Origin of the sequence: Pseudomonas sp. FP818 (assembly GCF_030687335.1) — a bacterium.
Taxonomy (GTDB): Bacteria; Pseudomonadota; Gammaproteobacteria; order Pseudomonadales; family Pseudomonadaceae; genus Aquipseudomonas; species Aquipseudomonas shahriarae.
The window spans coordinates 2,798,303-2,813,517 of the sequence record NZ_CP117427.1 but is presented as its reverse complement, the minus strand read 5'-3'; the positions used below and the strand labels follow the sequence as shown (position 1 = coordinate 2,813,517).

Below are 15,215 nucleotides of genomic sequence, written 5' to 3'. Positions count from 1 at the left end.
TGCCGGTATCAGCTTATCGCCGCTGATCGACTCCTACTCTGGCACAACCTGCGGCATGACTTTCTCGCCTAGCCTCGATCAGATGCCCAATGGATCAGCAACGGCCAACACCCTGGGTTACAGACTTAAACGCTGGGTAGCGCTGACGCGCTACCCGGAAGACGAGGCCGTGCCCATCGACTACAACCCGGTGGAGAACCATATCAGGCCACGGGTACTTGGGCTCTCAAACCGGTGGTTTACCGGGCCGCCGCGTGCAGATCGAAGCTTGCGGCGCCCGTGGGAGACACGCGGGTGCGTGCCTTGTCAAAGGATGACATAAAGCCTCAAGATCCAACTCACCTGATAAGTAATGGCCGCGAGCACCAAAACCATCTGGAGTTTCTTTGAAGTGATTGCTACTGCAATTATGCAAAGGAGGACGAACGCAATCTGTCGGATCAAGTACTCGACCCCGAGTGAGTACAGGTAATCCTCGCCTTTTATTAATGTATCTCCAACATCTAGCAAAAACGCAAAGGCAAGTAGTCCGAAAAACCAGCGCTTGCGCTGCTCGAAGTAGTCCTCGAATCCCTTGTACTCATACATTTGGTCGGGAAACAATAATGCCGTGAGCGCTGCAAACACCATCGCGTAGAAAAGCAGGAACCCATAGAGTGGGAATGTCCAGACAGGGATCCGCGACAAATGGAATTCGTACCACCAAAAGTGCACGATCGTGATGAAGAGGAATATCACCCACCCAAGGTGGACAGGATAAACTTTAATTATTCCTGGGTGCTGTACGAAGCGTGTCAGGCCGTTTACCAGTCGCGCAAGGCTTAGGCCCAAGACCATGCCGATAATCGTGCGCACATGCGAAAAATACTCTGGATGAGTTGAGGCCACTTCCATAGATAGTTCCATCCTTGATGAGCAGTACAGTTTTTGGGGCCAAGCGGCCGAGTATTCCTATATGTAACTCCAACGCGATCTTGCCCGAAAGAAAATTACTCCGGCTCACCGGTCAACCTCCGAGTTTCGGCTTCTATGAGGTATAGCTTTATCAGCCTCCGAATGATTTGCGACGTTGTTTTGTCTTCTTCTTCCGCGACCTGCTCCAGACGCTGTTTAGTCGATGGGGCAATCAAGATTGTCAGCCTTTCAGTATTCTTTTGCATTTGTGTCCACTCCTCCGGCGCCTATATTTCGTCACTCCGCCTAGGCTTTTTGATTGTAGTGCATGCTGCCTCGCAAGCCAGTCCAGCTATTCTGGCTCGGCCATATACCGCTGCCAGCTCTTCCGCTCTTTGTCAGGCAGTTGGAGCAGTTCGGGAAGCACCATGGCGACGCGGGTGGGTATCTGCGATTCGTTTTTCCAGGCGAGGACTTGCGCTTAGAAGGGATATGTAAAACTGCAGGCACCATGAGTAGATATATTTTCCACCGACTAGGTAAAAAGAGCGCCCCGAGGGGCGCTAAAGATTCATCTCTTTCCAAAGGAGCTCTACAGAAAAGCTTCAGAGATGAATATTGCTCGATGTGTAGCTTGTAGACTTGGATGTTTTTATTCGCATTTAACCAGCTTAAAAAAGGTAGAACGTCGTACTTGTACAGCTAAGCGAACGATGAAAATTCTAAAGGCGTGATCACCATTCGATGAACTCTTCGATTTCGACACGCCGCCGGGAATCGATATCGCTTAGTTCTGGGGGCCATACAGGGTGCGGAGCCACCTGCAATTGGTCTTTTTCATCGAAGTCCTCAGCAAGCAACTTTAACGTTTGCCAGAACTGCCGCTTTAACAAGAAATTAGCCCCTTGCACCCTCCTAAATGTCGGAATAACTATGCGTTCAGGCGAGACTACTGACACGAGATGATGCAGAGTGTCGCCAGTGATCCAGGGCATGTCACTAAGAAAGCTCGCCGCTGACAATGCATCCGCGTGCTCGATCGCCCGTATACCACTTAGCAGGCCCTGGCTCCTAGCCCGGGCAGAAACCATGCTGCGTATTACCCATACCCGAGGTGGCGATTCAGTTTCAGGGATCATTGCTTATTACCCACCAATGACTTTCATGATCATGAGGTCGCCCGTGAAATGAGTCGGTTGTTTGTCCAGTAAGGCGTGCCTCGACAATTCGCGAATACGTGACAAGGCAAGATCGCGTGGAAGTTCAAGGGCATCGCCCAAGTAATGGCTTTGGCTGGAGGAAAGGCACCCATGCAGCCACCCGCTCGAACTTAGGCGCACTCGGTTACAACTGCAGCAAAAAGGCGCGCTGGCGTTGGCGATCACGCCGAAGTCACCTCGCCCCGGTATATTGAAGCGCAATGCCGTGGCGCTGGGCGCACTCGGTACTGCGCTGAACGGATGGTGCTGACCGATAACCTCAAGAATCTCGGCCATGCCATAGAACTGCCGACGAAAAGTTTCATCATCGCGCGCCAGATGCCCCATGCGCATCAACTCGATGAAGCGCAATTCCACCCCCCGGGCCAGACAGTACTCAAGTAGAGGTAAGATCTGATCATGGTTGTGCCCACGAAGCGGCACCATGTTGATTTTTACCTGCAAACCAGCCTCCAGGGCCTGGTCAATGCCATCGAGTACTGTGGCCAGATCCCCACCCCGGGCGATGCGCTGGAAAGCCTCTGCATCCAGTGTCTCGAGCGAAATGTTGATACGCTTGACGCCAGCCGCCAATAACAGAGGAAGCTTGCGCGACAGTAATTGACCATTGCTGGTCAGCGATACATCTTCGAAGCCCAGCCGCCCTACTGCCCCGAGAAAGCCATCGAACAAAGGGCTGATCAGCGGCTCGCCGCCGGTGATCCTCAGGCGCCCCAGTGGGTTTACGGTTTTCAGGTATTCCACCGCCAGCAACAACTTGTCCAGCGACAAGCTATCGTTGCGAGCCTGAAGCCGTTTGCCATCAGCCACACAGTAGATGCACGCGTAATTACATGCGCTGGTCAGGCTCAGACGCAGGTTTCCCAAACGCCGCCCTTGCCCATCGACGATCGGTTCAGAGCGCATCGCGTGACCTTCCACGCTGGACTCGAATGATATCCGCCATCACCGCCAGTGCGATCTCGGCAGGCGTCTTGCTGCCCAAGGACAACCCTATCGGCATGTGCAGTCGAGCAATTTGCTTGTCGCTTAACCTCCCGATACGGCGCAGTCGCTCCGCGCGCAGCTTAGAGGTTTGTAGCGAACCCATGACGCCGATGTAGAAGGCCGACGTGCCTACAGCCTCCATCATCGCCAAGTCGTCGATGCGCGGATCATGGGTCAGCGCCACTACGGCAGTGGCAGCATGGCATCCGCCGGCACTGATGAACATCGACGGCAAGATAGTTTTAACCTCTATGCCGGGTAGCTCGACACCTACTAGAGCTTCCTCCCGTGGGTCACAAAGGATGACTTCGAAACCAAGCGTGCGGGCGAACTCGGCGCACGCCACCGATACCGGCGACATACCTGCGATGATCAGGCGCGCAGCCGGACCGATCCGCAAATGCACGATTTCACTTTCGACCTGTTCAACTACCCGCGGGCCAAGGCCGTCGTCGACCTCGAAACGGGCATCGCCGCTGCTTAAGTTGACACAACGCAGCAGATGGCGCTGCCCGCGCAGTGTCGAACGCATGATCTCCAACTGGTCCAGTGTCGCCGGGTCGGCCGGCAGACGCTCGATCAGCACTTTCAATATTCCACCGCAAGGCAGAGTGATTCGCGAATCCCGTGGTCCACCGTGGGCATCCCCGTAACGCACGACCTGAATACGATCCCCGAACTCACCCTCCTGCAAGCGTTCAAGGAAATCCTCCTCGACACAGCCACCCGACAGTGAGCCAACGTAGCGCCCATCGCTGCGGGCCACGAGCCAGGAACCTGGCCCTCGCGGAGAGGACCCGAAAGTGGCGAGCACTGTGCACAGCCAAACATCCTCGCCACTGCGGGTCCAGGTCAACGCTTGCTCAATAACCTGCAAGTCCAAATGCTGCATGGTCAAGCCGACAACTGGTCACTGATAGGCAAGCGCCGAATACGCTTGCCGGTCGCCGCAGCCAAGGCGTTCACCAGCGCCGGCGCGAGAGGCGCAACGGGCGGCTCACCGATACCGCTTGGCGGGCTTGCCGACGGCACTATATGTACCTCGACCTTAGGCATGTCATAGATGCGCAGCGGTTCGTTGTTATGGAAGTTGGATTGATCAATCTTACCGTCGGTCAAGGTAATCGCTTCGTGCATGGCCGCTGAAAGAGCGAAGCCAACGGAGCCCTCGACCTGAGCACGGATTACATCCGGGTTGACCGCAATGCCGCATTCCACCGAGCAAACCACACGGTCCACTTTGAATTTGCCGTCGCTTTGCACCGTAACCTCGACCACTTGCGCCACCACAGAGCCAAAGGCTTCGTGCAGAGCCACTCCCCGGCCACGACGTTCACCCTGCTTGCCAGCTGCCAACGGCGTGTCCCAGGCAGCCTTTTGCGCCACCAACTTGAGCGTTTCGATGTGACGTGAATGCCCTTCGAGCATTGCCAGGCGCCAGGCCACTGGATCCTGTCCCGCCATCTGAGCGAGCTCGTCAAAAAAACACTCAGTGGAGAAAGCGTTATGGGAATGTCCCACTACCCGCCACCACTGTATGGGTACTGGAATATCGCTTGGGGTATGCAGATCAACACGCAGATTGGGGATTCGATAAGGAAGCGTCGACCCTCCCTCTACCGATGTGGAGTCGATGCCATCCTTAATAAACGCAGCGAAAGGTGATCCTGCGAACACGGATTGACCGACCAAGCGGTGCTGCCAGGCCACCAGTTTGCCTTGCTCATCTAGCCCGGCAGTCAGGCGATGATGGTACATCGGTCTGTAGTGGCCGGCCTGCATGTCGTCTTCGCGTAACCACACCAGTTTTACCGGCGCCTTCCCACCGATAGCTTTGACGATATGGGCATTTTCCAAAACGTAATCAGCATCTTTACTAGCCCGCCGGCCGAAACTGCCACCGGCGTAAAGCGTGTGGACCCGAACCTGCTCCGGTTCCAGGCCGAACAGATCGGCCAACACCGTCTGCACATGTGACTGCATTTGCGCACCATGCCAAGTTTCACAACCGTACTTAGTCAGGGCGACCACGCAGTTCATCGGCTCCATGGCCGAGTGGGCAAGAAAGGGAAAGTCGTACTCCGCTTCCAACGTACGCGTTGCGCCCGCAAGACCGGTATTAACATCACCATCGTTGCGGACAACCGTACCCTCCGTTTTGGCTAACTCACGGTAGCGCTTGAACAACTGCTCGGAGCTTTGCTTGAACGCACCACTCTCGTCCCACTGGATCGCTACTGCGTCACGCCCCTTCTTTGCGCTCCAGGTGTCTTTCGCCACAACAGCGACGCCGCTGGGGATCTGCACCACATGTACCACTCCAGGGATGGCAAGCGCCGCCTTGGCATCAAAGGATTTCACCTTGGCGCCAATGCGCGGCGGATGAGCAACCACAGCCGTTAGCATGCCGGGCAAGTGAATGTCCTGGGTATAGATCGCCTTGCCATTGACCTTGTCAGCCGAGTCTTTACGCGCCAACTGCTGCCGACCGATCAGTTTGAATGCACTGGGATCTTTGAGCTTGACCTGGGCCGGGACCGGCTGATCGGCGGCGAGCTTGGCAAGTTGGCCGAATGTTGCCTGCTTACCCGACGCAGCATGCCGCAGTACCCCATCTACCACTTCGATTTCTTGCGCCGGCACTTTCCACAGCCAAGCCGCGGCCGATACCAGCATGGCGCGAGCGGTAGCTCCGGTCATGCGCAGTTGTTCCCAAGAGTTGGCGATGGAGCTGCTGCCACCGGTACCTTGAATACCCAATAGCGAATTTTTGTAACGCGACTCTGCCGGGGCGCTTTCAACACGGACTTGCGCCCAGTCTGCATCCAACTCCTCAGCAACCAAAGTGGCCAGACCAGTGTAAGCGCCTTGTCCCATCTCCAAATGTTTGGAGATGACGGTGACGACATTATCTTCGCCTATGCGCAAGAAAGCGTTGGGTTCAAACTCTCCCTCCTTCTTTCCCACGCGCGCGGTGCTGTCAGCCAGCGACCAAGGCATATAAACGGCCAAAGTGAGGCCTGCTGTACCTTTGAGGAAGCGGCGACGACTTTCGTTCTCGATAGACCGGATCATATTCATTACCTCGTTGCTCAAGCCAGCGACTTGGCAGCATCATGGATGGCCGCGCGAATGCGTACATAGGTTGCGCAGCGGCAGACATTGCCACCCATTGTTCGATCGATGTCGGTATCTGAAGGTGAGCGATTGGTTTGCAGCAAAGCCACAGCGCTCATGATCTGACCTGACTGGCAGTAACCACACTGCACCACGTCGAGCCGTTGCCAGGCCTCCTGAACTACCTTACCGGTCGGGGTCTCGCCGACACCTTCAATCGTGACGATCTTCGCCTCGACTGCTGCCGAGACAGGTGTAACGCAAGAGCGGACGGGCTGACCATTAAGGTGAACAGTGCACGCCCCGCACAGGGACATACCGCAGCCGAACTTGGTACCGGTAAGCTGCAAACTATCGCGCAGCACCCACAGCAGAGGCGTATCGGGGGCAACGTCGACACGCAGGTCCTTGTTATTGATATTAAGCGTGATCATGAAATCCTCCGACCCGTAGGTGTTTAAATGGCTGGCGCCAGGCCAGCCTTGCGAAGCGTTTGCCCGAAGGCTGTTTAAAGGGCGAATGCCAGACACTCGCAGATCGCTCGCCAAAAACTGTTTGGCAGCACATCAATATGTTCATCATTCGGGACAAGGCTGGCCTGCAGCACCCCACACGGTCATGTCCTGCACGTGCGTCTCGAAACTGCCAGGCGGTGTAGAGCGCCCAGGTCCAGGAACCCAGGCCCAGGGAATAAAGCCCTTTATCTTTGCGTCATGATGAAGGTGCTCAACCAGGCCAGCGGCATCACGTCCCCCATTACGCTTGGGGTCGCGCAACTGGGTACAAATCTCCGCGCCGGTCTTTGCGAACCACTCGAACGCCACTGGGGCGAGCTGCCAGGGAAGACCCACATGCGGCGGCATGTTGGGGGCAACGTTTGGTGTGTCCGAACTTGCGTGACAAGCAACGCAAGACACTGTTTCAACGCCTATTCGAGAGTCACCCGCGTGGATATTCATGCCGTGCGGGCGGGTCTTGTTCTCACTGGCGATGGTCCACATTGGAATATTGTTGGGGCCGACGTGACAGTTGGCGCAGCGCGGGTGAGTCACCACGGCTTCAATCCGCTGCCAAGCCTTTAACCCCTCGGCTTTACTGACACTACCTGCCGGAGGCATGGAACTGCCTGCGCTGTCAGCCAGTGCCGTGCCCGAAATAGGCAATGCCAGTAATAATGCGATCAGTCCTATTTTCATTATAAAGGTCCTTCAGGCGAACTCACGGTGTTGGACAGACGGCTTGGTGGATACTTTCTCCAGAACATGCCAGGTTATTCAGGCGGCATCTTTTTGCGCCGCTCTTGATTGATCCGGTGACAGCCAATGGATAACCCACGGCGCAATTTCTGATGATGCAATCACCACTTTGTTGTCCACGCAGATGCTTAAGAGTAGGTGAGCAACGTCTCGACTGTTTGCACAAAAGTTATGATTACTTGCCTGATTAATCGGATTCGGCAATTAGGGACGCGGGAGGCGAATGATCTTGCGATGCTGGACGGCCAGGCAATAACGGTCGGGCATGGCTTGCATCTAGTGGACTGCATTACAACCAATACCAAATTGCCTGATTCTTAGATTTTTTTACCTAAAAGACGGAAATTTCAGGGGGGCTACAACTTCCAGCGGCGCCTGCTGCTACCATTTTCCGTTTAGTTAGCTAAGGAAATTACCAAATGCACGGCGATCAGGGATCTAAAACCGCAAATGTCCCTCAGGCAGTAGAGTTGTCCGCCGCGATTCAGCGCTTTGCCAGCACGGACGGTGATTTCACTACAGCGCTTCCCGCGCTGACGATGCATCGCCGTCATGGCGTTAGCGAGCCGATGCCTTGCATCTATAACCTGGGCATAGGCGTCATTACCCAGGGCTACAAGCAAATCATGGTCGGCGACAAGGTGCACAATTACGGGCCTGGCCAATTGATGCTGTCGACTTTCGACATGCCAGTGACTGCCCACGTCACGCGGGCATCTCGCAGCGAACCACTGCTGGGTATGATGCTGAAGCTGGACATTCGCCAGATTGCGCAAGTGGCCTATGAGATGGAGTTGCCGTCTTCGCCCGAGACCGCCTATGAGCCAATCTCTGTCCACAAGCTGGAGCCTGCTTTATTCGATGCGTTTTTGCGACTGGTACGGCTACTGGACGAGCCGCAATTGGTAAGCCCACTTGCGCCACTGCTTCAGCAAGAAATCGTCGTCCGTTTGTTAGCTGGTCCCCAAGGTTCCCAACTTCGCCACATCATTGCCGATGGCACGCCGCGTCAGCGAATGGCCCAAACCCTTTCCTGGCTCAGGAAGAATTTCAAACAAGCTTTGAATCTGGATGACCTGGCCGCTCACGCGCACATGACTCCATCAACGTTCCGTCAGCACTTTCGCGATATCACCGGTATGAGTCCTCTGCAGTTCCAAAAGCAAATGCGCCTGCAAGAGGCTCGGCAATTGATGTTGAACCAGGCTTTCGACGCAGGCGAAGCCAGCAACCTTGTCGGCTACGAAAGCGCCTCGCAATTCAGCCGGGAATATAAGCGACTGTTTGGCTCGCCCCCTTCGCGCGATATTCGGCGCATGCGTCTTGACGCGGACGTGTCTGAATAGCCGACTCCTTGAGCCAACCTCTTTGTGGCGTCACGCGCGGGAAGCGAAATGACCTATGCGAGTCACGTTGAACATAACTTTTCAAACCACCTTTGATACATGGCGCTTGCCAACGAGGGATCACGCATGAGCACATCGGCGTCTGTTACTAAAGCTCTTCACCATCACCTACGGCGGATGTCCGGGCGCGATCCGCACGAAACACACCGCGTTGCCTCGTCTCTCGAACTATTGTTCGACCTGACCTTCGCGACCTGCTTCGCGTTTGCTGCTACCCAACTCGCACATGCATTGGCAGCAGGCCACTACTCCACTGCATTGATTGGGTTCGGATTCGCGAGCTTTTGCATTTGTTGGGCTTGGACCAATTTCTCGTGGTTCGCATCAGCCTACGATACTGACGATTGGATTTTTCGCATTACCACAATGGTGCAGATGGCTGGTGTCCTCGTGCTGGCGATCGGATTGCCACGGCTGTTCTCCTCAATAGAGGAGGGTCACCAGCTGGATGCTTCAGTTATGGTACTGGGCTACGTGATCATGCGCATTGCGATGATATTTCAGTGGTTGCGAGCAGCGAAACAAGACCCTTCAAGGCGCCGCGCCTGCATCACTTACGCTGTCGCGATCGCGGTGGCGCAACTCGGCTGGATAGCACTTTTCATTTTTCCTCTTTCGATAGACGTCACCATCACACTGTTTTTTTTGTGGTTTCTAGTCGAGTTTGCAGGTCCGATATTGGCGGAACGCAGGGACGGCGGCACGCCGTGGCACGCGGAGCACATTGCAGAGCGCTACAGCTTGTTCGCAATTATTGCCCTGGGCGAAGGGTTGGTGGGGACGGTCGCAGCCCTGTCTGCGGAAATGGAGCATGTGGGATGGACGGCTGAAACGGCACTGGCCTGCGTTGCAGGTGTCGGAATCACCTTTGGAATGTGGTGGGTCTATTCAATTCTGCCATCGGCTAACGTGCTGCACGCTTATCGCTCGCGCGCTTTCGTATGGAGCTATGGGCAAATACTGATTATTGCCTCGATTGTCGCAACGGGTGCGGGACTGGACGTCGCGGCGAACTTTATCGAGAACAAAGCCCACATTGGAGTGCTACCGGCTCTGCTCGCCACAGCTATTCCGCTTGCGATCTTTCTTGGGCTGATTTACGCGCTTCATTATTTTCTAGTGCGCCACTTTGACCTACTGCACGTATGGCTCTTGCTGGCGACCGTTGTGGTCATCGCGGTTGCGATCGGCGCAGCTATGTTGGGCATGAGCATCGTAGTGTGCCTGGTCGTGCTCATGTTTGCGCCTATCATCACAGTAGTCGGTTACGAGGTTCTAGGGCATCGTCACCAGGGAGAAATGCTCAGTGAACGATTAGCGGAGACCGCGTAAGTCGGCGTTATCTTTCGACTCCTTACCTCAACAGCTTGGGCCTGGAGGCAACGATCCCCGCGGGAGAAAAACACTGAGTACCAGCCACTGCCACACTGGAGTTCGTCGGAAGCCGCCCTTCGCGTTCATTCGCGTATTCGGTGCGAGTGGGGGCAAAAACAAACTCGTTCGACCTGGAAACACCGTCCTAGAGCCAAGTCAAAATGTTTTTTGGGGATCCTGAGAGTCTTTAAGACTCGTAGGACAGGCAGTTCTTCTGATCATTTTTGCCTTTTCACAGACCATGGAGCTTCATTCACTTCCAGTGGATTGCTACATTGGGGGCAAATCTGAGGGCATGCTTTGGATGGTTTGAAAAGGATGCCCCCACTGCCCGCAATCTTGCCTAAGCATCAGTGTGTCGCTAAGCGCCAAGAGAACTTTAGCGAAATCATCGGTGCACGATTTCCGGCTGGAGCACCCCCGCTACAGGCATGCGCACTACCCAAGGGAATCGTTTGGGATCGGCCTGTTCGGACTGATTGCCCTCAAGGCGAGGGAGATTCCGCTTGTCATACATTGCCAATCTCTCAACCCTCTGGCCTCGATCACGATGACCTTCTTACGGCTCACTCGGCGGATAGGCCAATGATCCAGGCTGATGGCTGACAGCACTCCAAATGCATTGTCACTCTCACATTCATGGGCACCTTCGGCCAGACCGCATGCACATCAGCGTTACCGAAAAACCACTCGCGACACGAAGCAGAGATTAGAGCAGGTAAATAAGCCCGTCGTTTTTTTCCTTTGGCCTCGTTTTTTGCCACCAGATTTCAGGTTGCTCGCCGATCACTCCGATAGAATCAGGCAATACTAAAATCGAATCAGGCATAGTTCCCAACCACTCCCCGCCCTAGCATAGCCTGACCTTATATATTCAGGAGTGCGCCCCATGCGTGCAGACAAAACCATTTTTATCACGGGCGTTAGTAGCGGCTTTGGCCAGGCCCTGGCTAAAGAAGCTCTCGCTCAGGGCCATCGAGTGATCGGCACTGTTCGCAGCGAATCCTCTCTGGCAACGTTCCAGGCACTCTTGCCTGAGAGAGCCCATGGCGTGGTGCTGGACGTTACCCACTTTAATGCCATCGACGCCGTCGTCGCCGCTGTTGAGGATCAGTATGGCCCGGTGGACGTGCTGGTTAACAACGCGGGTTATGGGCACGAAGGGGTTTTCGAGGAGTCGTCGTTGGAGGAAATGCGCCGTCAGTTCGACGTCAATGTATTCGGCGCGGTGGCGATGACCAAGGCGTTTGTGCCCTTTTTTCGCCAGCGACGGGCGGGGCATATCCTCAATATCACGTCCATGGGTGGCTATATCACCATGCCAGGTATTGCTTACTACTGCGGCAGCAAATTTGCCCTGGAGGGCATCTCTGATACGTTGAACAAGGAGCTTGCACCCTTCAATATTTTTGTAACGGCCGTGGCGCCGGGGTCTTTCCGAACGGACTGGGCAGGTCGTTCGATGCAGCGTACGCCGCGCAGCATCAGTGACTACGATGCGACTTTCGACCCGGTGCGAAAAGCACGTGAGGAAAAAAGCGGCCTTCAACTGGGCGACCCGCAGAAAGCCGCACGCGCCATGATGACTATTATCACCAGCCCTAACCCGCCGGCTCAACTGCTGCTGCTGGGCAGCGACGCCCTGGCTCTGGTGCGTGACAAGTTGCACCGGACGGCGGAGAGTATTGAGCAATGGGAAGCGCTGAGCTGTTCCACGGACGGCTGAGCATAAAAGTGGAGAACGTGCAATCGATGCCGAAACCCAAGAACCCGAGCACTGCGCGTATGGTGCAGTTGATGGGCCAGCTTGCACCGCTGGAGGGTTACAACCTGAGTCCGCTGGATGATGTGCGTTTTCTGCGTTCCAACCGGCCGCTGAAGCGCACGCCGGTTCTATATGAACCGGGCATCGTCATCCTCTGTCAGGGGCAGAAGCGCGGCTATCTGGGTGATGAGGTTTACATCTATGACGCCCAGCATTATCTGGTGGTCTCAGTGCCAGTACCTTTTACAATGGAGACCGACGCTAGCGAGGCGGAGCCAATGCTGGCGGTGTACATACGTCTGGATTTCAATCTGGCCGGCGAGCTGATTCAGCAGGTAGATGAGGTATGGAACATCCGCGTGGCTCAACCTATGGGTATGTACGCCTCGCCCATGGACGAACCGCTGCGCCAGTCGACCCTGCGTTTTCTGGAAGTCATGGGCGACTGCACCGACGCGCAAATCCTCGGGCCAGCGATGTTGCGCGAACTCTACTACCGCATCCTCACTGGCGAACAAGGCGGCACCCTACGCGCGGCTATCGCCCAGCAGGGTCAGTTCGGCAAGGTGACGCGCGCCATTCACAAAATCCACCGCTGTTACCACGAGCATCTGGATGTAGAAATACTCGCCCAGGAAGCGCAGATGAGCGTGCCTAACTTTCATCTACATTTTCGCAAGGTGACCGATTCCTCGCCTATGCAGTACCTCAAGTCGACGCGGTTGCATCAAGCGCGATTACTGATGCTGCGTAACGACCTGACAGCGGCCAAGTCGGCATTTCTGGTGGGGTATGAAAGTGCTTCGCAATTTAGCCGCGATTTCAAGCGCCTCTTCGGACGCACGCCGATAGCGGAGGTGGCGTGGATGAAGCAGGCTTATGCGTTGCCGGCACCGACAATCCCGTCGCCCTTCGTGTCATCACACTGAGTTCCAAACAATCCTGCCTTGCCCGTCGCCAGTAGGCTTGGGAACGTGCGGATGGCGTGACTGCCGACACAGTGGGGGAGTGAAGTTTCACATCTGCGGCCGCATAGATGAACAGGTCGCGGCAGGGATGGCAGTTGCCTGCCACCCCCCGCACAGATCCGTACGTGCGGAACTACCGCATACGGCTCCTGCCGTGGGTGCGTGACGCGAAGCGATCCTCAGGATACGGATGTGCATTCTTTGGGCTCGGTATGTAGTGATCTGTGAGCAACCCGAAGCTAGACCATTGCAGCCGATTTCGCTGGCTGCGTCGCCCGAGAGCCTGACGCCAGTATCGGCATATGGCCTTCCTGAAGCCACTCAATAGCTTCAAGTTTCCTGGCACCGCGTGGTAATTGAAGTAACCACTTACCACCCGAGTGAACCATTGCCCTTGAGCCCGGATGGGTTCGTGACGTCGGCGCTTGAGCTCATCCCGAAATAGCCAGCAGCGTCGCACGCATTCGACGCCCGGTCACCGAAGTTCTCGGTGGTGTTTTCCACGCGCTGGCGGCGGGCGCCCACGGTCCATTGCACGCGGTCATCGGCGAAAGACAGGGTATTGGCCAGTGCATAACTGCCCAGGGTCGCGCGGGTCTGCGAGGTGGTCACGCCATAACCCGGGAAGGTCGGTGTGTCGCCAAAGTCCAGGTTGTCGAAATGGGTGGTACCGGGAATACCGGCCCTGGCGTCCTTGAAGCTGTTGTCGGAGGTGAAACGGGTGGTGGCGAGGGTCCAGGCGTGGCCCACAGGCCCGGTCTGGAATTTGCCCTTCAGGCCAACTTCACCGGATTGCTGGGTGCCGCTGCGGGTCGAGCGAATCGCCGAAGAACTGATGTCACCCACATTGTTGATCAGGGTGCTGGAGTTGATCAGCGCGTTGTAACCCCCATCGCGCTGCCCCCATGCCGCGTAGGCCGTGACGGAATCTGACAGGTCGCCCGTATTGGATCGGATCCCGGCTAGGGCGCGCCCGGCCTCAAAGGCAGTTTGCAAAGTAGCGACCCGGTGTAACACCGAACGTGCGACGAAACAGTGCAATAAAAGCGCTGACATTTTCGTAGCCCAATTCCAGGGCCACACGGGTGACCGACATGTCCGCCGCAAGCATTTCCAGGGCCCTTAGCAGGCGCACCCGCTGACGCCATTCGGTAAAGCTGAAACCGGTCTCCACCACAAAGCGCCGTGTCAGCGTGCGCGGTGCCATCCCCACCCAGGTCGCCCAGGCCTGCAGGCCGCGCTCGTCATCGGGGTGATCCGACAGCGCCTGGGCAATCTTGCGCAACCGGGCGTCCTGAGGTATCGGCAAACCCAGGGCCACCCGGGGCAGAGTCTGTATTTCATCAAGCACTACACCGGCCAAACGCGACTGCGCCTGGTCCAGAGGCTTGGCTCCCCACCCGGCGGCACGGGCAACTACCTCTCGCAAAAGCCCGGACACTGCAAGGATGCATGGCGTTTCAGGTAAATCAATGCACGCCAGTTCACTCACGTAAACGCTCCACCCGGCAAACGGCCCATGGGAACGCAAGCCGTGGGGGATATTGGGCGGGATCCACACGGCATGTGTCGCGGGCACCACCCACTGACTGGTACCGGCATCCACCGAAAGCAGGCCCGACGTTGCGCCAAGCAACTGGCCCCGCGCATGGCCGTGGCGCTCGGTAACCCGTGGTTCAAGCTCCTTGCGGATCACTGCAACAATCAACGGATCCTCGGCCGAGGAGGCCTCGGCGGGGGAAATCAAGGCAGTTGGCATGAGTGGCCTCATTGGGTTATTGATTGTCTTCAATAACGTAAATCAGCCAACACTACGCCCTTATAGTCAAGGTCTTCAACACCTAGCGAGGAAACACCATGCGCGCCGAAGATATGCTGCCCGATGACAAAAACCAGGTACAACGCAACGGCGTCATGATTCGTAAAGGCAGCGTTGGCGCCTTCCTGATCAACGCCAGAGTGTGGACCGCCCCTACCTCCACGCCCGCGGCGCGCAGCGCTGCCGAGCAGGACCTTATCGACAGCCTGCCGGCCCTGCGTGCCCTGGGACTATTTGAAGTGCTTGCGATCCGTGATGGCGCCTTGCAGCGTCTGGTGGATGCACATTGATGGGCTTTTGCCCAGAGAGCTATCCCTTGCAAGGTCTTTTGAAGGGCCAGTTGTACTTGGAGATGGAGACTGACCTGGGTCTTGACCTTAACCTTACTTGAGGTTTTATAAGGAGTGCC

General features: G+C 56.2%; 15 protein-coding genes and 1 pseudogene. 6 read left to right on the top strand and 10 right to left on the bottom strand.

The window, feature by feature from the left end:
* Positions 1-76 precede the first annotated feature (76 nt).
* Positions 77-265, top strand: a pseudogene (locus tag PSH80_RS12650) (transposase); the annotation flags it as partial.
* Positions 266-306: 41 nt separating this feature from the next.
* On the opposite strand, the gene PSH80_RS12645 reads toward PSH80_RS12650, so the two are convergent.
* From PSH80_RS12645 to PSH80_RS12615, 8 genes are all read right to left on the bottom strand, one after another.
* Positions 307-894, bottom strand: coding sequence for a hypothetical protein (locus PSH80_RS12645; protein ID WP_057959687.1), 588 nt, complete (start codon positions 892-894; stop codon positions 307-309).
* 95 nt (positions 895-989) lie between these two features.
* Complete coding sequence (locus PSH80_RS12640) at positions 990-1,160, bottom strand: ribbon-helix-helix protein, CopG family (protein WP_120733054.1); 171 nt, start codon at positions 1,158-1,160, stop codon at positions 990-992.
* 468 nt (positions 1,161-1,628) lie between these two features.
* Positions 1,629-1,985, bottom strand: a complete 357-nt coding sequence (locus PSH80_RS27370; protein WP_057959688.1) for an NTP transferase domain-containing protein — start codon at positions 1,983-1,985, stop codon at positions 1,629-1,631.
* A 54-nt stretch (positions 1,986-2,039) separates the two neighbouring features.
* Complete coding sequence (locus PSH80_RS12635) at positions 2,040-3,020, bottom strand: GTP 3',8-cyclase MoaA (RefSeq protein ID WP_305420414.1); 981 nt, start codon at positions 3,018-3,020, stop codon at positions 2,040-2,042.
* The gene (locus PSH80_RS12630; RefSeq protein ID WP_120733050.1) at positions 3,010-3,993 is read right to left on the bottom strand and encodes an XdhC family protein; all 984 of its coding nucleotides are present in this window, start codon (positions 3,991-3,993) and stop codon (positions 3,010-3,012) included. The genes PSH80_RS12635 and PSH80_RS12630 overlap by 11 nt, the downstream gene beginning before the upstream one ends.
* Before the next feature lie 2 nt (positions 3,994-3,995).
* Complete coding sequence (locus PSH80_RS12625; RefSeq protein ID WP_198817441.1) at positions 3,996-6,182, bottom strand: xanthine dehydrogenase family protein molybdopterin-binding subunit; 2,187 nt, start codon at positions 6,180-6,182, stop codon at positions 3,996-3,998.
* 11 nt (positions 6,183-6,193) lie between these two features.
* A complete protein-coding gene (locus tag PSH80_RS12620) occupies positions 6,194-6,652 on the bottom strand; it encodes a (2Fe-2S)-binding protein (protein ID WP_029290699.1) in 459 nt (152 codons plus the stop codon).
* Positions 6,653-6,796: 144 nt separating this feature from the next.
* On the bottom strand, positions 6,797-7,414 hold the full coding sequence (locus PSH80_RS12615) for a hypothetical protein (RefSeq protein ID WP_120733046.1): 618 nt from the start codon (positions 7,412-7,414) through the stop codon (positions 6,797-6,799).
* Positions 7,415-7,893: 479 nt separating this feature from the next.
* On the opposite strand from PSH80_RS12615, the gene PSH80_RS12610 reads away from it, so the two are divergent.
* From PSH80_RS12610 to PSH80_RS12595, 4 genes are all read left to right on the top strand, one after another.
* A complete protein-coding gene (locus PSH80_RS12610) occupies positions 7,894-8,820 on the top strand; it encodes an AraC family transcriptional regulator (protein WP_169990119.1) in 927 nt (308 codons plus the stop codon).
* 126 nt (positions 8,821-8,946) lie between these two features.
* Positions 8,947-10,212 (top strand): low temperature requirement protein A, encoded by a 1,266-nt coding sequence (locus PSH80_RS12605; RefSeq protein WP_198799250.1) that lies wholly within the window; start codon positions 8,947-8,949, stop codon positions 10,210-10,212.
* A gap of 931 nt (positions 10,213-11,143) precedes the next feature.
* Positions 11,144-11,980: an oxidoreductase gene (locus PSH80_RS12600; RefSeq protein WP_305420409.1), complete on the top strand. Its 837-nt coding sequence runs from the start codon at positions 11,144-11,146 to the stop codon at positions 11,978-11,980.
* 26 nt (positions 11,981-12,006) lie between these two features.
* Complete coding sequence (locus PSH80_RS12595) at positions 12,007-12,948, top strand: AraC family transcriptional regulator (protein WP_057959773.1); 942 nt, start codon at positions 12,007-12,009, stop codon at positions 12,946-12,948.
* A gap of 408 nt (positions 12,949-13,356) precedes the next feature.
* Here the strand turns inward: PSH80_RS12595 and PSH80_RS12590 are convergent, their stop codons facing one another.
* Together PSH80_RS12590 and PSH80_RS12585 are read right to left on the bottom strand one after the other, a co-directional pair.
* Positions 13,357-13,983 carry a hypothetical protein gene (locus PSH80_RS12590; RefSeq protein WP_305420407.1) on the bottom strand — a complete coding sequence of 209 codons (627 nt, stop codon included), beginning with the start codon at positions 13,981-13,983 and terminating at the stop codon, positions 13,357-13,359.
* A complete protein-coding gene (locus PSH80_RS12585) occupies positions 13,967-14,746 on the bottom strand; it encodes a helix-turn-helix domain-containing protein (RefSeq protein ID WP_305420405.1) in 780 nt (259 codons plus the stop codon). The genes PSH80_RS12590 and PSH80_RS12585 overlap by 17 nt, the downstream gene beginning before the upstream one ends.
* 98 nt (positions 14,747-14,844) lie before the next feature.
* Between PSH80_RS12585 and PSH80_RS12580 the strand changes: the two genes are divergently transcribed.
* Positions 14,845-15,096, top strand: a complete 252-nt coding sequence (locus tag PSH80_RS12580; protein WP_057438437.1) for a hypothetical protein — start codon at positions 14,845-14,847, stop codon at positions 15,094-15,096.
* Positions 15,097-15,215: the final 119 nt, after the last annotated feature.